This window comes from Klebsiella sp. CN_Kp066 (genome assembly GCF_040065135.1).
Classification (GTDB): domain Bacteria; phylum Pseudomonadota; class Gammaproteobacteria; order Enterobacterales; family Enterobacteriaceae; genus Klebsiella; species Klebsiella oxytoca.
Genome location: NZ_JBEAIU010000024.1, coordinates 107,296 through 129,656, shown reverse-complemented (window position 1 = coordinate 129,656; position 22,361 = coordinate 107,296). Strand labels below are relative to the sequence as shown.

The 22,361-nt window shown below is 56.9% G+C and carries 17 protein-coding genes; 10 read left to right on the top strand and 7 right to left on the bottom strand.

Features of this window, described 5'->3' with window-relative positions; genetic code table 11:
* Window positions 1–7: 7 nt before the first annotated feature.
* Window positions 8–1,948, bottom strand: a complete 1,941-nt coding sequence (gene iolD / locus ABLV75_RS05915; protein ID WP_004108842.1) for a 3D-(3,5/4)-trihydroxycyclohexane-1,2-dione acylhydrolase (decyclizing) — start codon at window positions 1,946–1,948, stop codon at window positions 8–10.
* A 526-nt stretch (window positions 1,949–2,474) separates the two neighbouring features.
* Here iolD and iolC point away from each other — a divergent pair.
* The gene (gene iolC / locus ABLV75_RS05910; protein WP_348854905.1) at window positions 2,475–4,388 is read left to right on the top strand and encodes a 5-dehydro-2-deoxygluconokinase; all 1,914 of its coding nucleotides are present in this window, start codon (window positions 2,475–2,477) and stop codon (window positions 4,386–4,388) included.
* A gap of 151 nt (window positions 4,389–4,539) precedes the next feature.
* The gene (locus tag ABLV75_RS05905) at window positions 4,540–5,397 is read left to right on the top strand and encodes a MurR/RpiR family transcriptional regulator (protein WP_004098142.1); all 858 of its coding nucleotides are present in this window, start codon (window positions 4,540–4,542) and stop codon (window positions 5,395–5,397) included.
* Window positions 5,398–5,593: 196 nt separating this feature from the next.
* Here ABLV75_RS05905 and iolB read toward each other — a convergent pair whose 3' ends face one another.
* On the bottom strand, window positions 5,594–6,403 hold the full coding sequence (gene iolB, locus ABLV75_RS05900) for a 5-deoxy-glucuronate isomerase (protein ID WP_004117568.1): 810 nt from the start codon (window positions 6,401–6,403) through the stop codon (window positions 5,594–5,596).
* An 18-nt stretch (window positions 6,404–6,421) separates the two neighbouring features.
* Complete coding sequence (locus ABLV75_RS05895) at window positions 6,422–7,927, bottom strand: CoA-acylating methylmalonate-semialdehyde dehydrogenase (protein ID WP_004108850.1); 1,506 nt, start codon at window positions 7,925–7,927, stop codon at window positions 6,422–6,424.
* Window positions 7,928–8,287: 360 nt separating this feature from the next.
* Between ABLV75_RS05895 and ABLV75_RS05890 the strand changes: the two genes are divergently transcribed.
* On the top strand, window positions 8,288–9,109 hold the full coding sequence (locus ABLV75_RS05890) for a TIM barrel protein (RefSeq protein ID WP_049591348.1): 822 nt from the start codon (window positions 8,288–8,290) through the stop codon (window positions 9,107–9,109).
* Window positions 9,110–9,195: 86 nt separating this feature from the next.
* Complete coding sequence (locus tag ABLV75_RS05885; protein WP_023320231.1) at window positions 9,196–10,698, top strand: helicase HerA-like C-terminal domain-containing protein; 1,503 nt, start codon at window positions 9,196–9,198, stop codon at window positions 10,696–10,698.
* 41 nt (window positions 10,699–10,739) lie between these two features.
* Here the strand turns inward: ABLV75_RS05885 and lptG are convergent, their stop codons facing one another.
* Complete coding sequence (gene lptG, locus ABLV75_RS05880) at window positions 10,740–11,822, bottom strand: LPS export ABC transporter permease LptG (protein ID WP_004108859.1); 1,083 nt, start codon at window positions 11,820–11,822, stop codon at window positions 10,740–10,742.
* Window positions 11,822–12,919, bottom strand: coding sequence for an LPS export ABC transporter permease LptF (gene lptF / locus ABLV75_RS05875; protein WP_004108862.1), 1,098 nt, complete (start codon window positions 12,917–12,919; stop codon window positions 11,822–11,824). Before lptF ends, lptG begins: the two co-directional genes overlap by 1 nt.
* A 267-nt stretch (window positions 12,920–13,186) precedes the next feature.
* On the opposite strand from lptF, the gene pepA reads away from it, so the two are divergent.
* The 5 genes from pepA to ABLV75_RS05850 all read left to right on the top strand — a co-directional run bounded on the left by pepA (window position 13,187) and on the right by ABLV75_RS05850 (window position 19,920).
* Entirely contained in the window at window positions 13,187–14,698 is a 1,512-nt protein-coding gene (gene pepA, locus ABLV75_RS05870; RefSeq protein ID WP_004108865.1) for a leucyl aminopeptidase, read from the top strand.
* A gap of 122 nt (window positions 14,699–14,820) precedes the next feature.
* Complete coding sequence (gene holC, locus ABLV75_RS05865) at window positions 14,821–15,264, top strand: DNA polymerase III subunit chi (protein WP_004098129.1); 444 nt, start codon at window positions 14,821–14,823, stop codon at window positions 15,262–15,264.
* Window positions 15,264–18,119: a valine--tRNA ligase gene (locus ABLV75_RS05860; protein ID WP_348854904.1), complete on the top strand. Its 2,856-nt coding sequence runs from the start codon at window positions 15,264–15,266 to the stop codon at window positions 18,117–18,119. Before holC ends, ABLV75_RS05860 begins: the two co-directional genes overlap by 1 nt.
* A 122-nt stretch (window positions 18,120–18,241) precedes the next feature.
* Window positions 18,242–18,745, top strand: a complete 504-nt coding sequence (locus ABLV75_RS05855; protein ID WP_004108871.1) for a GNAT family N-acetyltransferase — start codon at window positions 18,242–18,244, stop codon at window positions 18,743–18,745.
* A 152-nt stretch (window positions 18,746–18,897) separates the two neighbouring features.
* Window positions 18,898–19,920, top strand: coding sequence for an alpha/beta hydrolase (locus tag ABLV75_RS05850; RefSeq protein WP_032728801.1), 1,023 nt, complete (start codon window positions 18,898–18,900; stop codon window positions 19,918–19,920).
* A 40-nt stretch (window positions 19,921–19,960) separates the two neighbouring features.
* Here the strand turns inward: ABLV75_RS05850 and miaE are convergent, their stop codons facing one another.
* Complete coding sequence (miaE, locus tag ABLV75_RS05845) at window positions 19,961–20,719, bottom strand: tRNA isopentenyl-2-thiomethyl-A-37 hydroxylase MiaE (RefSeq protein ID WP_348854903.1); 759 nt, start codon at window positions 20,717–20,719, stop codon at window positions 19,961–19,963.
* Window positions 20,720–20,771: 52 nt separating this feature from the next.
* Window positions 20,772–21,191: a ribonuclease E inhibitor RraB gene (rraB, locus tag ABLV75_RS05840; protein WP_004108894.1), complete on the bottom strand. Its 420-nt coding sequence runs from the start codon at window positions 21,189–21,191 to the stop codon at window positions 20,772–20,774.
* Between the two features lie 164 nt (window positions 21,192–21,355).
* On the opposite strand from rraB, the gene argF reads away from it, so the two are divergent.
* Window positions 21,356–22,360 carry an ornithine carbamoyltransferase gene (gene argF, locus ABLV75_RS05835; RefSeq protein ID WP_004108896.1) on the top strand — a complete coding sequence of 335 codons (1,005 nt, stop codon included), beginning with the start codon at window positions 21,356–21,358 and terminating at the stop codon, window positions 22,358–22,360.
* The last annotated feature ends 1 nt before the right edge of the window (window position 22,361 follow it).

Here is a 22,361-nt window from a genome sequence, read left to right as displayed (position 1 = left end):
TTCTGTTTTAGTAATCCCGCGCCTGAGCGCGTTTTTCATTGATCATTTGCGCAACCTTACGGATCCGCTCGGAGAGCGCAGACTGCGCGACGCCGACGTTCCACCAGCTGCCATATTTGTGCACCATGGTTTTCGGCAGCACTTTAATGTCTATCAGGGTGCTGACGGTTTCGCGGCGCGCGGCGTCCAGCGCGTGGCGTAGTTCTTCTAGCGTCGTGACGCGCCAGGTTTTGCAGCCGTAGCCGGCAGCGACGGTGGCGAAATCTACCGGTACCAGGCCGCCCTGCAGCTGGCCCGATTCGGCGCAGCGGAAGCGGAACTCGGTGCCGAAGCTGTCCATACCGTGTTCCATCTGCAGGTTGTTGATACAGCCGTTGGCCATGTTGTCGAGCAGTACGATGTTGATCTTCGCGCGCTCCTGCAGGGAGGTCACCAGCTCGGAGTGCAGCATCATGAATGAGCCGTCGCCGACCAGCGAATAGACCTCGCTTTGCGGTTGGGCTAACTTCACGCCCAGCGCGGCGCTGACTTCATACCCCATGCAGGAGTAGCCGTATTCAACGTGATAGGTGTTGGTGGCCCGATTGCGCCAGACGCGCTGCAGATCTCCCGGCAGGCTCCCCGCCGCCGCCACAATCACCGCATCCGCCGGCAGCGTTTCGTTGAGTACGCCAAGGACGCTGCTTTGCGTCAGGGTGGAGTCGGTTATCTGGCGAAATTCGCGATACACCGATTCCCGATCCAGATGGTCGTCGATTTCCGGGACGAAAGCGGTTTCCTGCCATACCGCCTGGTAAACGCGCTGGGTCTCTTTCAGCTGGCGGCTCTGCACGCTTTCAATCTGCTCGCCCCAGCCTGCTTGCCAGGATTCGCCGGACAGGGCGTCATCGAGGGCGGTGAGGGCTTCGCGGGCATCCGCCAGCATCGGAATCCCATCCAGCTTCCAGGCATCGAAGTTGCTGACGTTAATATTGAGGAAGCGCACGCCCGGGTGCTGGAAAATCCATTTTGACGAGGTGGTGAAATCGCTGAAACGCGTGCCGAGACCGATGACTAAGTCCGCCTCTTTCGCCAGCAGGTTCGCTGCCAGGCAGCCGGTTTCGCCGACGCCGCCCACGTTATACGGATGCGAAGAGACAACGCTGCCTTTACCCGCCTGGGTTTCGGCAAACGGTACGCCGTAGCGTTCGGCAAAATGGGTCAACGCTTCGCCGGCGCCGGAGTATTTCACCCCGCCGCCGCAGACGATCAGCGGCTTACGGCTGGCTTTAATCGCCGCCACCGCATCCGCCAGCTGTGCGACGCTGGCCGGACGGCGGTCAAGGCGGTGTACCCGACGGGTAAAGAAGGACTGCGGATAATCCCAGGCTTCGCCCTGGACATCCTGCGGCAGACAGAGCGTGACCGCACCGGTTTCCGCCGGGTCGGTCAACACACGCATGGCGTTGATGCAGGCGCTCATCAGCTGTTCCGGACGGGTGATGCGATCCCAGTATTTACTCACCGCGCGAAACGCGTCATTAGTGGTAATGCTGAGATCGTGGCTCTGCTCAATTTGCTGTAACACCGGGTCAGGCTGGCGGGTCGCAAACACATCTCCCGGCAGCAGCAGCAGAGGGATGCGGTTGGCGGTCGCGGTGGCGGCAGCGGTAATCATGTTTGCCGCGCCGGGGCCAATGGAGGAGGTGCAGGCAATAATCTGACGACGCAGGGACTGTCTGGCAAAACCGGTGGCGACATGCGCCATCCCTTGCTCGTTACGCCCCTGATAGACCCGCATTTCACCGCTATCTTGTTCAAGAGCCTGGCCCATTCCCAGCACGTTGCCGTGGCCAAAGATAGCAAAGATGCCTTTAACGAACTTATGCTCTTCGCCATCGACTTCCAGGTACTGGTTATCCAGGAACTTCACCAGCGCCTGCGCCATTGTCAGTCTCAGTTTGCCCATGTTGCCCAATCCTTATTGTTCAGTATTTGCGTGTAGGTCAGCGTTTTACCCCGCCCAGCGTGACAAGCGATGGGCCAGGAAAATCGTTAACGCCACTGGAATACTTCTGGATTATAGGCAAACATTTTTTTCATTAAATAGAAATACAGAAGAAATATTTCATTTTGCGAGAGGGATCAAACTCTCTATGCATTTCACCCGTTTCATTCACATCCTGTATCCGGGATAACACGCAATTTACGCGGTACTGCTCTTAATATCCCCTTAAAAATCATAGGTAAAGAGTGATAGTAAATGGCCGGTAGTTCAGCTTTACCTCGGCGCGCAGGATCTGAGGCAGAATGGGGCTCGGCGCGGCAGAGTGGTATATCCCTCACATTTTTGGTTTTTTAATTTCGATCTAGTTTGCAAATGAAATATTTATTTCTCAAACTAGGGATAACCAATAACCCTCAGGCTGTTTTCGGAGACGCTGTCGGCATCCCGACTCTTCCGTACAGCAGAAATGCAAAAGGAAACCCTAGCTATGAATGCAGCAGTAAAGCGACTCGACGTCATCTGTATTGGCCGGGTGGCAGTCGATCTCTATGCCCAGCAGATTGGCGCGAGGCTGGAAGATGTTGCCAGTTTTTCTAAGTACCTGGGTGGCTCTTCCGGCAACGTCGCCTTCGGCACCGCTATACAGGGATTAAAATCGGCGATGCTTGCCCGCGTGGGCGATGAGCACAATGGTCGTTTTTTACGCGAAACGCTCAGCCGCGCCGGCGTCGATACCGAATATCTGATCACCGATAAGCAGCGCCTGACGGCGTTAGTGATGCTGGGGATTAAAGATCAGGAGACATTTCCGCTCATTTTTTACCGCGATAACTGCGCCGATATGGCCCTTTCGCCAGAAGACATTAAGGAAGAGTACATCGCCTCCTCCCGGGCGCTGGCGGTAACCGGTACCCACCTTTCGCACGCCAACACGCGTGAAGCGGTGCTGAAGGCGCTGGAGTACGCGCGCCGTCACGGCCTGCGTACGGCGCTGGATATCGACTATCGTCCGGTGCTTTGGGGGTTAACCTCTTTAGGCGACGGCGAAACGCGTTTCATTGAGTCCGGTCAGGTGACCAGCCAGCTGCAGGAAGTCCTGCATCTGTTCGATTTAGTGGTGGGGACTGAAGAGGAGTTTCATATTGCCGGCGGCAGTACCGATACTCTGACCGCGCTGAAAAACGTGCGTAACGCCACGAAAGCGACGCTGGTTTGCAAACGCGGTCCGATGGGCTGCGTGGTGCTGGAAGGCGACATTCCCGACAGCTGGGATAGCGTGCCGCTGCAGCAGGGCGTGCGCGTAGACGTGCTTAACGTCCTCGGCGCTGGCGATGCCTTTATGTCCGGCCTGCTGCGCGGCTGGCTTAACGACGAAGGCTGGGAGCAGGCCTGTCGCTACGCTAACGCCTGCGGCGCGCTGGTGGTTTCACGTCACGGCTGCGCGCCCGCGATGCCAACCAAAGCCGAACTTGACGACTATCTGTCGCGAGCAGAATCTGTCCCGCGTCCGGATATCGACGCTCGCCTCAACCATCTCCATCGCGTCACCAGCCGCCGCCAGGCGTGGCCGGAGCTGTGCATTTTCGCCTTTGACCACCGTAAGCAGCTGGCAGACCTGGCGCTGGAAACCGGGCGTGATGAATCCTGTATTCCGCAGCTGAAGCTGCTGCTGCTGGCGGCCGCGGAAGCCGCCGGAGACGAAGCCGGTCTTGACGGCCGCAGCGGCATTCTCGCCGATGGCACCTACGGCCAGCGCTCGCTCAATGCCATCACCGGCAAGGGCTGGTGGATTGGCCGGCCGATTGAAATGCCAAGCTCGCGCCCGCTGCGCCTGGAACATGGCAACATCGGTTCCCAGCTTATCGACTGGCCGCTGGAGCACGTCGTGAAATGCCTGGTCTTCTACCACCCGGCCGACCCTGCCGAACTGCGCGCTGAACAGGATGCGCTGCTGCTGGAGGTCTGGCAGGCGTGCAATAAGTCCGGGCATGAGCTGCTGCTGGAAATCATCCTGCCGGAAAACGGTCCGGATAAAGATGAACGCCATTACCACGACATGCTGGAGCACTTCTATCAGCTGGGCATCCAGCCGGACTGGTGGAAGCTGCCGCCGCTGTCGAGCGCGGAGTGGGAAAGGATCGGTAAACTGATCGCGCGCGAAGATAGCTGGTGTCGCGGAATTTTAATCCTCGGTCTGGACGCCCCATCGGATCGCCTGCGCGCCGGTTTTGCCGAAGCGGCGAAGCATCCGATGATCAAAGGCTTTGCGGTAGGACGCACCATTTTTGGCCTGCCCTCACGGCGCTGGATGCAGGGAGAGCTCAGCGATGAGGCGCTGATTGACGAAGTCAAACGCAACTATCTCACGCTCATCGGCTACTGGCGCGAAGCCCGCGGCTGATACTAACCTGGCCCGCATCCTTTCCCAAAGATGCGGGCTTTTTTCTGGATCTTCGTGAAATGAATCGCGTATTTCATCGTAGTAAATGAAAAATTCGCTTCATTTGATACACTGGAAATTATATTCCTTTCATTTTCTCAGAGCGCAATCTATGGCCAATAATCCGACCCAACTTACCATCTTGCAGGATGAAATCAGGCGTCGCTACGATACGTTAAGCAAACGCCTGAAACAGGTAGCCCGCTATATTCTCGATAACAGCAATAGCGTGGCTTTCGATACCGTGGCCTCTATCGCGCAACAAGCTGACGTCCCCCCTTCCACGCTGATCCGCTTCGCTAACGCCTTTGGTTTTAGCGGTTTCAACGAAATGAAGCAGATGTTCAAGCAGCACCTGATGGAAGAGACCGCTAACTATACCGAGCGCGCGCGTCTGTTCCGCCAGACCACCACGGATGACGCAACCCCGCCGGAAACGCCGACCGAAATTCTGAATATGTTCACTATGGTTAATACTCAGGCGCTGCAGCAGCTGGCGATGCAGACCTCCGGCGACGATCTGCAGCGTGCGGTCGCGCTGTTGGCGGAAGCGGAAAATATCTACGTTATCGGCCTGCGCCGCTCTTTTAGCGTCGCCTCCTATCTGACCTACGCCCTGCGCCATCTGGACCGTAAAGCGTTCCTGATTGACGGTCTGGGCGGCATGTTTACCGAACAGCTCAGCCTGGTCGGGCCGAAAGATGTCGTCGTGGCGGTGAGCTTCTCTCCGTATGCGCGGGAAGTGGTTGAACTGGTGGAGCTCGGCGCGCAGCGTAAAGCACGTCAGATAGCGATTACCGACAGCCAGGTCAGCCCGCTGGCGGCCTTCAGCGACGTCTGCTTTGTCGTGCGCGAGGCGCAGGTTGATGGTTTCCGCTCGCAGGTGGCCTCCCTGTGTCTGGCTCAGACTCTGGCGGTCTCGCTGGCGCTGAACAGCAGCAAGGATGCAGAAACGAAGCAGCTGGCTTAAATTTTTCATTATTCCCGGATTGCGACGTAAACGTCTTATCCGGGCGACTTGTCCGCAGACGACGGTAAACCCGTAGCCCGGCTGAGCGCAGCGCGAGCCGGGGATGTGGCAGAATTGCGACGACGATCTTATTCGGGCTACAGGATCAAAAAGGCTGGCTAGCATGGCTAACCGGCCTTTTTGTCATCAACGGTTGTTAATCGTGGCGGGGATAATCAGGGCTGTTGATCCACGCGTGATCCTCTTCCCAGGTAAACATCCATTTGCGATCCGGACCGGCCATCACGTTCAGATAATAGCTGTCATACCCGGCGATCGCCGCTACCGGATGGTAGCCGCGCGGTACCATGACCACATCGTGGTTGTAGGGAGCCATACAGGCATCAAGGCTACGGTCATCGGTATAGACGCGCTGGAAGGCAAAACCCTGCGGCGGATCGAAACGGTGGTAGTAGGTCTCTTCCAACTGAGTTTCCTGACCCGGCAGCGCCGTGTCGTGCTTGTGCGACGGCCATGAGCTGGTCGCTCCTTCGTCAGTGTAAACCTCTACCACCAGCAGGCAGTCCGCCTGCGCGCTATCCGGCAGAATATTGTGCACCAGCCGCTGGTTACGCCCTTTACCGCGATGCTCTACGCCCACGTCCTGCGGGGAGATAACTCGAGCCGGTAAAGTTCCTTTACCCGGGGCGCTGCATACCGCCAGCTCAAGGTCAGAATCTGCCGTCACTTCGACTTTATCCTGCGGCGGCACGTAAACTGACCAGGGCGGGGTCCGCTCAAACGGCGACATACGCTGGCCCAGATTCGGAAAATCGGCCTGCGAGGTTTTTACCGAAGCCAGCCCGGCGACCAGCACCAGGCACAGCTCGCGATCGCCGCTTTCCAGGGTAACGGTTTGCCCTTTCTTTAACATCCAGACATCAAAACCAATGTACTTCCACCCCGCGCTCAGCGGGGTGATGTGCTGAATCTGCCCTTCTTTTTTTGCTTTAGCCAGTAAAGACATGGCGCTCTCCTTCGCCGATTAGCCTAACGTCGGCATGCTGAATTCAGATACGGTTTGCTGACCCTGCGGCCAGCGGACGGTGGCGGTTTTCATACGCGTATAGAAACGCACGCCATCCGGCCCATGCACGTTCAGTGCGCCAAATACGGAGCGTTTCCAGCCGCCAAAGCTATGGAAGGCCATTGGAACGGGTACCGGCACGTTGACCCCAACCATTCCGGCCTGGACATCATGTACAAACTCACGCGCGGTGTGGCCGTTGCTGGTAAAGACGGCGCTGCCGTTGCCGAACTCATGGCTGTTTACCAGCTCCAGCGCGCTGTGGTAGTCCGCCACGCGGACAATACCCAGTACCGGGCCAAAAATCTCTTCGCGCCAGATAGTCATTTCCGGCGTCACGTTGTCGAACAGCGTTCCGCCAACGTAGTAACCCTCTTCGAAACCGGCAACTCGCAGCTTGCGCCCGTCAACTACCAGCGTCGCCCCTTCGCTGACGCCTTTATCAATATATCCCAGCACTTTTTTCTGATGCGCCTCTGAGACGACCGGACCCATTTCGTTCTCTTCTTTTCCGCGCATACAGCCCGGGCCGACCTTCAGGGACTCCACCAGCGGCTTGAGGCGCGCAATGAGTTTATCTGCCGTTTCATCGCCCACAGCGACGACCACCGGCAGCGCCATGCAGCGCTCGCCCGCAGAGCCGAACGCGCCGCCCATTATCGCATTCACGGTGGCATCAAGATCGGCATCCGGCATCACAATCGCGTGGTTTTTCGCCGCGCCAAATGCCTGAACGCGCTTACCATAAGCGCTGGCGGTTTTATAAATATGCTCCGCCACGCCGGAAGATCCCACAAAGCTTACCGCCGCAATACGCGGATCCTTGTACAGCTGCTCAGCATCTTCATTGCTGCAGTGCACCACGTTAAAGACGCCGTCCGGCAGCCCCGCTTCTTTCAGCAACTCCGCCAGGCGCACCGCAGCGCCAGGGGCCAGCGCTGGCGGCTTAAGGACAAAGCTGTTGCCGCAGGCCAGCGCCAGCGGGAACATCCACATCGGAACCATCGCCGGGAAGTTGAACGGCGTAATGCCCGCCACTACGCCCAGCGGCTGCATCAGAGAATAGCTATCGACGCCGGTGCCGACATCCGATGAGAACTCGCCTTTGATCAGGTGCGGAATCCCGCAGGCAAACTCAACGACTTCCATGCCGCGCGTCAGTTCGCCCATCGCATCGGAAAAGACTTTACCGTGTTCGCTGACGATAATCCCCGCCAGCTCTTCAGCGTGCTGTTCAAGTAACATTTTAAAATTAAACAGCACGCGGGCCCGGCGCAGCGGCGTGGTACGCGACCAGCCATCAAAAGCATCATGCGCCACCTGAATCGCATCGGAGACTTCCTGCGCGGTCGATAACGTGACTTCGCGGACCACTTTGCCCGTCGCGGGGTCGAAAACCGGCATTGTATTGTTGCTGCCGCTGGTAACGGTCTTCCCGCCAATAAAGTTTCCTGTGATAGTCATGCTCTCGCCTCATATGTATGGGGTATCGGGGGCCAACGCAGTACGGCCCATTACTGGATCTGCTGTGTTGTACCGTAGTAAAATGAAATTAATATTTCAATATTCATCATTAATGAAATTGTATTTTGGTGATGATGGTCGCATTTTCTTGTAAGGAAACGCTGTCTTACAGGCAAAGCCCCCATAAAAAGAGAGCAGGTGTAGCGCCTTCCGGAACCCGCCGCAATGCAAGAAGACAAGAAAAATATTTTGCGAGTCGGCTCAAAAAATCGCCATTTCATGCATTGCTAATTTTGGAATAAATGTTTTGACTATGGGGTAATCGAACGACGCCGAACTATCTATTTCAGGAGAGTCAAAATGGCTATTGCAGCACAGCGTTTCTGTATCAACCGCAAGATTGCCCCTTCCCTCAGCATTGAGGCCTTCTTCCGGCTGGTGAACAGCCTCGGGCTAAACAAAGTCGAGCTACGTAACGACCTCCCCAGCGGAAAAGTGACCGACGACCTGAGCCACCAGCAGGTTCGTGAACTGGCTGACCGCTACCATATTGAGATCCTCACTATCAACGCGGTTTATCCTTTCAACTGCCGCACCGCAGAGGTTCGCAGCCTGACGGAGTCCCTGCTAAAAGAGGCCAAAGCCGTCGGCGCGAAATCGCTGGTGCTGTGTCCACTGAACGATGGTACCGAGGTTCCGGCGAGCGAAACCCTTAACGCCCTGCGCGACCTGGCGCCGCTATTCGCCTTCTATGGCATTGAGGGACTCGTCGAGCCGCTCGGCTTCCCGCAAAGCTCGCTGCGCTCCTCGGCGCAGGCGCAAACGCTGATTCACGACGCACGGGTGCCGTTTAAGCTGCTGATCGATACCTTTCACCATCATCTTTATCCACAGGCGGAGCAGGAGTTTAGCCAGGTGGATATCGGCGAAATCGGCCTGGTGCACCTTTCCGGCGTAGAAGATACCCGCCCGCGCGAAACCCTGACCGACAACGAACGCATTATGCTGACCGAAAAAGACCAGCTGCAAAGCTGCGAGCAGGTCAAAAACCTGGAGGCCCGCGGCTATCAGGGCGTATATGCGTTCGAGCCCTTCTCACCGGAGCTGGCAAACTGGAGCGAAGACGATATCCGCCGCGAAATCGAGCAGAGTATCGCGTTAGTTCAGCGCCACTGCGCCTGAAGGGAATAAGCGAAGGCGTGCGCGATCTCCCCACTTTTGCTATCAGGTTGCCTATACTCGCAGCAGGATAAATGGAGAAATCGCTCATGAGCTCACCGCTGCTGATTGCACGCACGCTGGAAAAACAGCTGCATTTATTGCCCGCTATGGCGAACCGCCACGGCTTAATTACCGGCGCCACGGGGACCGGTAAAACCGTCACGCTGCAAAAGCTGGCGGAATCTTTCTCGGAAATCGGCGTTCCGGTATTTATGGCCGATGTGAAAGGCGACCTTACCGGTATCGCTGAGGCGGGCCAAAGTTCGGAAAAACTGCAGGCGCGGCTGGAAAAAATCGGCGCAACGGACTGGCAGCCGCATGCTAATCCGGTAGTGCTATGGGATATCTTTGGCGAGAAAGGCCACCCGGTCCGCGCCACGGTTTCCGATCTCGGGCCGCTGCTGCTGGCTCGCCTGCTCAACCTCAATGAGGTTCAGTCCGGGGTATTGAATATCATCTTCCGGATCGCCGACGACCGCGGGCTGCTGCTGCTCGACTTTAAAGACCTGCGCGCGATTACCCAACACATTGGCGACAACGCCAAAGCTTTTCAGAACCAGTACGGCAACATCAGCAGCGCCTCCGTCGGGGCGATTCAGCGCGGATTGCTGACCCTGGAGCAGCAGGGTGCAGAGCACTTTTTCGGCGAACCCATGCTCGATATCCAGGACTGGATGCGCGTTGATGCGCAGGGTAAAGGGGTAATTAATATCCTGAGCGCGGAAAAGCTCTATCAGATGCCGAAGCTGTACGCCGCCAGCCTGCTGTGGATGCTTTCCGAGCTTTACGAACGTCTGCCGGAGGCCGGTGACCAGGAAAAGCCAAAGCTGGTCTTTTTCTTCGATGAGGCGCATCTGCTGTTTAACGATGCGCCCCAGGTGCTGCTGGATAAAATCGAGCAGGTCATCCGCCTGATTCGTTCTAAAGCCGTCGGAGTCTATTTTGTTTCACAAAACCCGGCGGACATTCCCGATGCGGTGCTGGGTCAACTGGGCAATCGGGTGCAGCACGCCCTGCGCGCTTTCACGCCGAAAGACCAAAAAGCGGTAAAAACCGCCGCGCAAACTATGCGCGCGAATCCGGCGTTCAGCACCGAGCAGGCGATCCAGGAGCTGGGCACCGGCGAGGCGCTGATCTCCTTTCTTGATGAGAAAGGCAGCCCCTCGATAGTAGAGCGGGCGATGGTTATCGCGCCCTGCTCGCGCATGGGCCCGGTCACCGATGACGAACGTAACGGACTGCTTAACCACTCGCCGCTGTACGGAAAATATGAAGAAGAGATCGACCGTGAATCGGCGTTTGAAATGCTGCAGCAGGGCGTGCAGGCCACAACTGAGCAGCAGCAATCCCCGCCCGCAAAAGGCCAGCCAAACGGCGATGACGACGGCCTGCTCGGCGGGCTCAAAGATATCCTGTTCGGCACTACCGGGCCGCGCGGCGGCAAACGCGACGGCATTGTGCAAACGGCAGCGAAGAGCGCGGTACGTCAGGTCACCAGGCAGATAGTCAGGGGAATGCTGGGAAGCTTACTTGGCGGACGGAAACGCTAAAAAAACGCCCCCTTTCTGATTCAGGAAGGGGGCGCGTTACGTCAGGATTTACGCATCATCAGCCAGAGGCTCAGCAAGAAGAAGCTGGCGCTCGGCAACAGCGCGCCGATTATCGGCGGGATGCCGTAGACCAGGGTGAGCGGGCCGAAAATCTGGTCCAGCACGTAGAAGATAAAGCCGAAGCTGATCCCGGTCACGACTCTGACGCCCATCGGCACGCTACGCAGCGGGCCAAAGATAAACGACAGCGCCATCAGCATCATCACCGCCACCGACAGCGGCTGGAAGATTTTGCTCCACATATTGAGCTGATAGCGGCCCGGATCCTGACCGCTGGACTTCAGATAGGTAACATAGTTGTGCAGGCCGCTGATTGACAACGCATCCGGATCCAGCGCCACCACGCCAAGCTTATCCGGCGTCAGGTTGGTCTTCCAGGTCCCGCTGACGGTCTGCGTCCCCGTGACCTGTTTCGGATCGGTCAGGTCGGATTCATCCACCTGCGACAGTCGCCAGAGCTTATTTTCGGTATCGAATTTTGCCGAAGCGGCGTAGCGAACGGACTGCAGACGGCGCTGGTCGTTAAACGCGTAGATGCTCACTCCGCCCAGCTCATCGTTACCTTTTACCCGCTCGATATAAACAAAGTTATGGCCGTCTTTCGCCCACAGGCCCTGCTGAGTGGAAAGCAGCGAACCACCGTACATCTGCTGAGCACGATAGTTGCGCGCCATCTGCTCGCCCTGCGGGGCTACCCACTCGCCCATCGCCATGGTCAGCAGCACCAGCGGAATCGCGGTTTTCATCACCGACAGCGCCACCTGGAGGCGGGTAAAGCCGGAAGCCTGCATCACCACCAGCTCGCTACGCTGCGCCAGCATGCCCAACCCCAGCAGCGCGCCGAGCAGCGCCGCCATCGGGAAGAAGATCTGGATATCTTTCGGCACACTGAGAATTGTGTAGATTCCGGCCCCTAACGCATCATAGTTGCCCTGCCCGGCCTTTTTCAGCTGGTCGACAAACTTGATGATGCCCGACAGGGAAACCAGCATGAACAGGGTCATCATGATGGTATTGAAAATCGTCTTACCGATATAACGGTCAAGTACGCCAAACGCCTGCATCACGCCGCTCCTTTGTTAAAACGGGCACGGAAGCGGCGCATCGGCACCGTATCCCACAAGTTCAACAGCACGGCCAACGCGAAATAGAGCAGGTTTACCGCCCACATCCAGATCATCGGATCCATTTTGCCTTTACCGCCGCTCGATTTAATCGACGTTTGCAGCAGGAAGAACACCAGATAGAGCAGCATCGCCGGCAGCATCGACAGCACGCGACCCTGGCGCGGGTTCACCACGCTGAGCGGCACCACCATTAGCGCCATGATGAATACCGTTGCCACCAGCGTGAAGCGCCAGTGCAGCTCCGCCCGGGCGCGATCGGTATCGGTACGCCACAGGGTGCGCATATCCATCTGCTCGGTATCGTTCGGATCGGAGGCCACCGCCTGATGGCCAACAATCGCCTGATAGTTTTTAAAGTCGGTAATGCGGAAGTCGCGCAGCATCGCGGTGCCTTCAAAGCGGGTGCCCTGATTCATGGTCACCACCTGCGAACCGTCTTTACGCAGCGAGAGCTCGCCGGTATCCGCGACCACCACCGAAGGGCGCGCGTTGCCTCGTGGCCGCAGTTGGGCAAGGAAGACGTCGCTGAAACGGTTGCCGTTGACGTTCTCAATAAACAGCACTGCGCTGCCGTCGCTGGCCTGCTGGAACTGGCCCTGGGCCAGCGCGGCCATGCCGGGGTTTGCTTTCGCTTCCGCCAGCACTTCATCCTGATGACGGGACGACCAGGGCCCGGCCCACATCACGTTGACCGCCGCGATAATGCCCGTAAAGAGCGCAAGGATCATGGCGGCTTTCACCAGCACGGCCTTACTCAGGCCGCAGGCGTGCATCACCGTGATTTCGCTTTCGGTATACAGTTTGCCCAGCGTCATCAGCAGCCCGAGGAATAAACTCAGGGGCAGAATAAGCTGCGCCATTTCAGGTACGCCCAGCCCTAACAGCGAGAGCACCAGATTTGTCGGGATATCGCCATCAACAGCGGCGCCGAGGATCCTGACCAGTTTCTGACAGAAGAAAATGAGTAGCAGGATGAATAGGATCGCCAACTGGCTTTTCAGCGTCTCACGAACCAGATATCTTATGATTATCACTATAAATACGCCCGTAAAAACCCGTTTTATTGCAGGAAAATTGCTTGTTTCATGGCTTAAACGTCATTTATTCTCTTTAGTCGTCGAAAACATCGCTAAGATTAAATGACTCGCTGGTTCTGCGTATCAGGATCTTTTCTGACGAACCAAGGCCGTAATAACGTTAAGATTAACACGAAGTCACCACAACAGCGGACATGAGTTACGAAAGCTTTCAATTCTATCCGTAGCCACCGTCGTTGTCTTTAAGATTCAGGAGCGTAGTGCATGGAGTTCAGTGTAAAAAGCGGTAGCCCGGAGAAGCAGCGGAGCGCCTGTATCGTGGTCGGCGTCTTTGAACCACGTCGTCTCTCCCCCATCGCCGAACAGCTTGATAAAATTAGCGACGGTTATATCAGCGCCCTGCTGCGTCGCGGCGAGCTGGAAGGCAAACCTGGCCAGACTTTATTGCTGCACCATGTGCCGAACATTCTGTCGGAGCGCATTCTGCTTATTGGCTGCGGTAAAGAACGCGAGCTGGACGAGCGTCAGTATAAGCAGGTTATTCAGAAAACCATCAATACGCTGAATGATACTGGTTCAATGGAGGCCGTCTGCTTCCTGACCGAACTGCACGTCAAAGGCCGCAATAACTACTGGAAAGTGCGTCAGGCCGTCGAGACCGCCAAAGAGACGCTATACAGCTTCGACCAGTTAAAAACCAACAAAAGCGAGCCGCGTCGCCCGCTGCGTAAAATGGTCTTCAACGTTCCCACCCGTCGCGAGCTGACCAGCGGCGAACGCGCTATCCAGCACGGTCTGGCGATCGCCGCCGGCATCAAAGCGGCGAAAGATCTGGGCAACATGCCGCCCAACATCTGTAACGCCGCGTATCTGGCCTCCCAGGCGCGCCAGCTGGCCGATACCTATAGTAAGAACGTCATTACCCGCGTTATCGGCGAGCAGCAGATGAAAGAGCTGGGAATGAACTCTTATCTGGCGGTCGGCAACGGCTCGCAGAACGAATCGCTGATGTCGGTTATCGAATACAAAGGTAACCCGGCAGAAGACGCGCGGCCTATCGTGCTGGTGGGTAAAGGCCTGACCTTTGACTCCGGCGGTATCTCCATCAAGCCTTCAGAAGGCATGGACGAGATGAAATACGATATGTGCGGCGCGGCGGCGGTGTACGGCGTGATGCGCATGGTGGCGGAACTTCAGTTGCCGTTGAACGTTGTCGGCGTGCTGGCCGGATGTGAAAACATGCCTGGCGGCCGCGCCTATCGTCCTGGCGACGTGTTGACCACGATGTCCGGGCAAACGGTGGAAGTGCTGAACACCGATGCCGAAGGTCGCCTGGTGCTGTGCGATGTGCTGACTTACGTTGAGCGTTTCGAGCCGGAAACGGTTATCGACGTGGCCACCCTGACCGGCGCCTGCGTGATCGCGCTCGGCCACCACATCACCGGCCTGATGTCGAATCATAATCCGCTGGCCCACGAGCTGATCGGCGCGTCCGAACTGGCGGGCGATCGCGCATGGCGTCTGCCGCTTGCCGACGAGTTCCAGGAACAGCTGGAGTCAAATTTTGCGGATATGGCCAATATCGGCGGCCGTCCTGGCGGAGCGATTACCGCAGGCTGCTTCCTGGCGCGCTTTACCCGTAAATACAACTGGGCGCATCTGGATATTGCCGGCACCGCCTGGCGTTCCGGGAAGGCCAAAGGCGCGACCGGTCGTCCGGTGGCGATGCTGTCGCAGTTCCTGCTCAACCGCGCCGGATTTACCGGCGAAGAGTAATTGCCGTCTGATGCCCGGCGGCGTTACGCTTGCCGGGCCTCTGGAAAGATACCGTTTATAGGCCGGGTCAGCGTAGCGCCGCCCGGCTTAAGCATTTAAAGTCACCACAAGAAGCCCCATATATGAAAAACGCAACGTTCTATCTTCTGGACAATGATACGCAACAGGATGGCCTGAGCGCCGTTGAACAGCTGGTGTGTGACATTGCCGCAGAACGTTGGCGCAGCGGTAAACGCGTGCTCATCGCCTGCGAAGATGAGCAGCAGGCCATTCGTCTGGACGAAGCGCTCTGGGCACGCCCCGCAGAAAGTTTCGTTCCGCATAATCTGGCGGGGGAAGGTCCGCGCGGCGGCGCGCCGGTGGAGATCGCCTGGCCGCAAAAACGCAACAGCAGCCCGCGGGATATTCTGATTAGCCTGCGGCTAAACTTTGCAGATTTTGCCACCGCTTTCACAGAAGTGATAGACTTCGTCCCTTATGAAGACTCTTTGAAACAACTGGCGCGCGAACGCTACAAAGCGTACCGCATGGCTGGTTTCAACCTGAACACGGCAACCTGGAAATAATGGAAAAGACATACAACCCCCAAGATATCGAACAGCCGCTTTACGAGCACTGGGAAAAGCAGGGCTACTTCAAACCCAATGGCGACGAAAGCCAGGAAAGTTTCTGCATCATGATCCCGCCGCCGAACGTCACCGGCAGTTTGCATATGGGTCATGCCTTCCAGCAAACCATCATGGATACCATGATTCGCTACCAGCGCATGCAGGGTAAAAATACCCTGTGGCAGGCCGGTACCGACCACGCGGGTATCGCTACCCAGATGGTGGTTGAGCGTAAGATTGCCGCCGAAGAAGGTAAAACCCGCCACGACTACGGTCGGGACGCCTTTATCGATAAAATCTGGCAGTGGAAAGCGGAATCCGGCGGCACCATTACCCGTCAGATGCGCCGCCTGGGCAACTCCGTGGACTGGGAGCGCGAGCGCTTCACCATGGACGAAGGCCTGTCCAACGCCGTAAAAGAAGTCTTTGTCCGCCTGTACAAAGAAGATCTGATCTATCGCGGCAAGCGTCTGGTCAACTGGGACCCGAAACTGCGTACCGCCATCTCCGATCTGGAAGTGGAAAACCGCGAGTCTAAAGGCTCGATGTGGCATATCCGCTATCCGCTGGCCGACGGCGCGAAAACCGCTGACAGTAAAGATTATCTGGTCGTCGCTACCACCCGTCCGGAAACCGTGCTGGGCGATACCGGCGTGGCCGTTAACCCGGAAGATCCGCGCTATAAAGACCTTATCGGCAAATTCGTCATTCTGCCGCTGGTTGACCGCCGTATTCCGATTGTTGGTGATGAACACGCCGATATGGAAAAGGGCACCGGCTGCGTGAAGATCACCCCGGCGCACGACTTTAACGACTATGAAGTGGGCAAGCGTCATGCGCTGCCGATGATCAACATCCTGACCTTTGATGGCGATATCCGCGAAACCGCGGAAGTTTACGACACCAGAGGCAACGAGTCCGACGTCTACTCAAACGCCATCCCGGCGGAGTTCCAGAAGCTGGAGCGCTTTGCCGCGCGTAAAGCGGTGGTTGCCGCCATCGACGCGCTGGGCCTGCTGGACGAGATTAAACCGCACGATCTGACCGTACCATACGGCGACCGCGGCGGCGTCGTTATCGAACCGATGCTCACCGATCAGTGGTACGTACGTGCCGACGTGCTGGCTAAACCGGCGGTTGAAGCGGTCGAGAACGGCGACATTCAGTTCGTGCCGAAGCAGTACGAAAACATGTACTTCTCCTGGATGCGCGACATTCAGGACTGGTGTATCTCCCGCCAGCTGTGGTGGGGTCACCGCATCCCGGCATGGTACGACAACGACGGCAACGTTTACGTTGGCCGTACCGAAGACGAAGTACGCCAGGAAAATAACCTCGGCGCCGACGTGGCGCTGCGCCAGGACGAAGACGTGCTGGATACCTGGTTCTCCTCCGCGCTGTGGACGTTCTCCACTCTCGGCTGGCCGGAAAACACCGATGCCCTGCGCCAGTTCCATCCGACCAGCGTGATGGTTTCCGGCTTCGACATCATCTTCTTCTGGATTGCCCGCATGATCATGATGACCATGCACTTCATCAAAGATGAAAACGGCAAGCCGCAGGTGCCGTTTAAAACCGTCTATATGACCGGTTTGATCCGCGATGACGAAGGCCAGAAGATGTCCAAATCGAAGGGCAACGTTATCGACCCGCTGGATATGGTTGATGGCATCTCCCTGCCGGAGCTGCTGGAGAAACGTACCGGCAACATGATGCAGCCGCAGCTGGCGGAGAAAATCGCCAAACGCACCGAGAAACAGTTCCCGAACGGCATTGAGCCGCATGGTACCGACGCCCTGCGCTTTACCCTGGCGGCGCTGGCCTCTACCGGCCGCGACATTAACTGGGATATGAAGCGTCTGGAAGGTTACCGTAACTTCTGTAATAAGCTGTGGAACGCCAGCCGCTTTGTGCTGATGAATACCGAAGATCAGGATTGCGGCTTTAACGGCGGCGAAATGACCCTGTCGCTGGCGGACCGCTGGATCCTTGCGGAATTCAACCAGACCATCAAAGCCTACCGCGAAGCGCTGGACGGCTTCCGCTTCGATATCGCCGCAGGCATTCTGTACGAGTTTACCTGGAATCAGTTCTGCGACTGGTATCTGGAGCTGACCAAGCCGGTAATGAACGGCGGTTCCGAGTCTGAGCTGCGCGGCACCCGTCACACGCTGGTGACCGTTCTGGAAGGTCTGCTGCGCCTGGCGCACCCGATTATTCCGTTCATCACCGAGACCATCTGGCAGCGCGTGAAGGTCATTTGCGGTATCACTGCCGATACCATCATGCTGCAGCCGTTCCCGCAGTACGATGCGTCTCAGGTTGACGAAGCGGCGCTGGCCGATACCGAATGGCTGAAGCAGGCGATCGTCGCCGTGCGTAACATCCGTGCGGAAATGAACATCGCCCCTGGTAAGCCGCTTGAGCTGCTGCTGCGCGGCTGCAGCGATGCCGCGATTCGTCGCGTGAACGATAACCGCAGCTTCCTGTTGAACCTGGCGCGTCTGGAAAGCATCACCGTGCTGCCGGCCGATGATAAAGGTCCGGTTTCCGTGACCAAAATTATCGACGGCGCCGAGCTGCTGATCCCGATGGCTGGCCTCATCAATAAAGAAGATGAGCTGGCGCGCCTGGCGAAAGAAGTGAGCAAAATCGAAGGCGAGATTAGCCGTATCGAAAGCAAACTTTCCAACGAAGGCTTTGTGGCCCGCGCGCCGGAAGCGGTGATCGCCAAAGAGCGTGAGAAGCTGGAAGGTTATGCGGAAGCGAAAGCGAAGCTGATTGAGCAGCAGGCGGTTATCGCCGCGCTGTAATTCACTCGCCCCTTATCCATTCGGATAAGGGGCGTTTTCTGTGAAAGATCCTCGCTTGCACTCTCCCCTCCAGCAGTGTTATTAACAACATTATCCGTCATTATTTTGCAATGAGTCTTCACATGAATACGAGCGCAACCCTACCGCTAACCCTGCGCCGCATCACGGCTAATGATAATCCGGCGATAGCCGCTGTTATCCGCCAGGTTTCCGCTGAATATGGCCTGACCGCCGACAAAGGCTATACGGTAGCCGATCCGAATCTGGATGAACTCTATGAGCTATATAGCCAGCCGGGCGCCGCCTATTGGGTAGTTGAGCAAAACGGTCAGGTTGTTGGCGGCGGCGGGGTTGCGCCTCTGACCTGTAGCGAGCCCGATATCTGCGAACTCCAGAAAATGTATTTTATGACCTCCGCGCGCGGCCAGGGGCTGGCGAAAAAGCTGGCGCTGATGGCCCTGGATCACGCCCGCCAGCAGGGATTCAAACGCTGTTATCTGGAAACCACCGCTTTCCTTAAAGAAGCGATCGGTTTATATGAACACCTTGGCTTCGAGCATATTGCTGAGCCGCTGGGCTGCACCGGCCACGTTGACTGCGAAGTCAGGATGCTGAAAGTGCTGTAGCGCCAGCGAAAAGGCGATGCGGATTAATCGAAAAAACGCATGGTTTTCATGCAAAAAGAGCGTTATTCACCGCAAGTGTTCGCTAATACACTCTTCGAGCATTGGATCTTTTAGCCTGCCGCCGCGGCAGGCCTTGCTCAGGATAGAACACAATGAAAAAACTCTCCCTCCTGCTCACCGGCAGCATGATACTTGCCGGCATGGCTTCCAGCGTTAACGCCGGCGAACTCGCTGGCAATACCGAAGGCGCTCAGATCATCCGCGTGGAAAAAACACGGGGCCGTATCGATGCGCTCAACGAAATCGTATATAGCCAGGTAAAAAGCACCGTCGCCGTTCGTCAACTGCATATGTCTTTGCTGGTGCCGCGTAACGGCGATCTGAAACCGGCAATCGTCTATTTCCCCGGCGGCGGTTTCACCAGCGCGGCCTGGAATAAGTTTATCGAGATGCGTATGGCGCTGGCGTCGGCGGGATTCGTCGTCGCGGCGGCGGAATACCGTACGGTTCCCGATACCTTCCCGGCCCCGATTATCGATGGTAAAGCCGCCGTTCGCTATCTGCGCGAACATGCAGCGGAATACGGTATAGATCCGTCGCGTATTGGCGTGCTGGGGGATTCCGCAGGCGGCTATATGGCGCAGATGCTGGCGCTTACCAATGGCGACAAAACGTTCGATCGTGGCGATAACCTGGCGCAGTCATCGGACGTGCAGGCCGCCGCCACGCTGTACGGAATTTCGAATCTGTTGAATATCGGCGAAGGTTTTCCGCAGGCGATTCAAAAAGTGCACCAGTCACCTGCAGTCACTGAAGCGCTGCTGGTCCACGGTAGCGCTTTTCGTGACTGGCCGGGAGCGACGATTGCCAGTGACCCGCAAAAAGCGCTGGCTGCCAGCCCGATGGGCCATATCCGCGGTAAAAAGCCGCCATTTTTAATTATGCACGGCAGCGCCGACACTCTGGTTTCACCGGTACAAAGTCAACAGCTCTATCGTGCGCTGAAGAAAGAGGGTAACCCGGCCGATTACGTGCTGCTGGAAGGCGCGGAGCACGGCGACGACAGCTGGTATCAGAAGCCGGTTATTGAACGGGTAGTGAACTGGTTTAAAACCACCCTCGGCGCGCCCAAAGCCGCCGCGACAGCAGAAAAAGATAAAAACGCCAATCTGTAATGGATCGTCAGGCCGCTGCGGTGAAGCTGCGGCCTGACGCTCAGGCGGGCACGCCGCTGTGAAAGCGAAACTCCGCCTCGGGCGCGTTAATGAGCGCCGCTTCCGCCTCGCCAAGCTGGCGTACGCGTTCACTGATATCGTCCCCGGCAATCTTCTGCGCCAAATCCAGATAGTCCTGATAGTGGCGCGCTTCAGAGCGCAGCAGCGACAGATAAAACTTTTGCAGATCGTCATCCAGCCATGGCGCCAGCGCGGCAAAACGCTCGCAGGAGCGGGCTTCAATATAGGCTCCGCAGATGAGTTTATCGATCAACATGACCGGTTCATGCGAACGCACTTCCCGTCGCAGCCCGCGAGCATAGTTGCTGGCGGTGATTTTGACGTATGGGATATCGCGGGAAAGCATAATTTCCCTCACCTGCCAGAAGTGATGCAGCTCTTCTTTGATTAGCAGGATCATGCTGTCGAGTAGCTGACGTCCCCAGGGATCGTCGGTCTGCGGCATAGCGCTTTTATTTATCTGCTTATGCAGCGCGACGAAATCCGGTTCCGGCCCCCAGCGGTAGGTAAAGTCCTCGTACGGCTTCAGGCAGGCCAGCAGTTCATCCGCGCCTGCTTTATCCGCGACGTATCGACGCACCAGCAGCATGGCGTTTTGCGCCGCTTTCAGTTCGCACACCATATGGTCGGTCAACAGCAGCGGGAGGTTTTCCGGTTTACGGGCTTCATCAATCCACGCCTGAGGTGTTGGGCAATGCAGAAAGCTTAAAATCGGAGCGAGTATTTGCGGGTAATCCATTGAAGTTCCTTGCTATACGGCGGCATACCGTGCCGCCGTATACCTCTGCTACTTAGTGGCGGACGCCGTCGTCGTCTTCATCAACGAGATCTTCGTCGTCATCGCCTTCTTCCCCGTTAGGATCTTCGTAGTAGGTACCCCAGCCGTCGTACTCGACGTCGTATTTTTCCGCCAGGGTCATCAGCTGCTCAACCTGGGCATCGATCAGCTCGGCATTCAGCGCGGATTCGCTGAGGATATCGCAGCAAATCACGGTATCACCCTCTTCAACTTCCAGCTCTTCTGGCTCAGTCACTTCATAACCCAGCTTGAAGGCCTCGACCGCCACTTTTTCCAGCGTTTCGAAATCATCGGCAGAAAGATGGTGTTCAATGGTGTACAGCGCGTCAGGATCGCTGCCGTCTTCGAGCAGTTCTTCAATAATCAGACGCGTTTCTTCACGCTGTTCTTCCAGTAATTCCGGGTTAGCCATGGCTCGTTCCTCATAATGTGTCGCAGATACTTCTATTGTCACATACCGCCGTGATTGCCTCCACCTTCTGAGAGAAAGATTTATGATGCGGGGTTGCAAATGAATATTCATACATATAAAGTGAATTTTAATTCAACAAATGGCTTGAGCCACGTGAGGGAACCATGTCCGCGTTTTATCAGAAGCATTTTTTAAAGTTGCTCGATTTTACCCCCGCCGAAATCACCGCTCTGCTTGAGCTGGCCGCCAGGCTTAAAGCTGATAAGAAAAACAATATCGAAATTCAGCATCTCGCCGGTAAAAACATCGCGCTCATCTTCGAAAAAGACTCTACCCGCACCCGATGCTCTTTCGAAGTTGCCGCATTTGACCAGGGCGCTCGCGTCACCTATCTCGGACCAAGCGGCAGCCAGATTGGCCACAAAGAGTCGATTAAAGACACCGCTCGCGTATTGGGGCGCATGTATGACGGTATTCAATATCGCGGCCATGGCCAGGAAGTGGTGGAAACCCTTGCCGAGTATGCCGGCGTTCCGGTGTGGAACGGCCTGACCAACGAATTTCACCCCACCCAGCTGCTGGCGGATTTACTGACTATGCAGGAACACCTGCCGGGCAAAGCCTTTAACGAGATGACTCTGGTCTACGCCGGCGACGCGCGGAATAACATGGGTAACTCCATGCTTGAAGCCGCTGCGTTGACCGGGCTGGATCTGCGTCTGGTCGCGCCAACGGCCTGCTGGCCGGAAGAGAAGCTGGTTGCGCAGTGCCGCACGCTGGCGCAGAAAAACGGCGGCAATATTACGCTAACTGAAGATATCGCTGCGGGCGTGAAGGGCGCGGACTTTATCTATACCGACGTCTGGGTATCGATGGGCGAAGCCAAAGAGAAGTGGGCGGAGCGTATCGCGCTGCTGCGCGGGTATCAGGTGAACCGCGAGATGATGGCGCTGACCGGCAATCCGCAGGTGAAATTTCTCCACTGTCTGCCCGCGTTCCACGACGACCAGACCACGCTCGGCAAACAGATGGCGGCGGAGTACGGCCTGCACGGCGGAATGGAAGTGACCGACGAGGTATTTGAATCCGCGGCGAGCATCGTTTTCGATCAGGCGGAAAACCGCATGCATACCATCAAAGCGGTGATGGTTGCGACGCTTTCCCACTGAA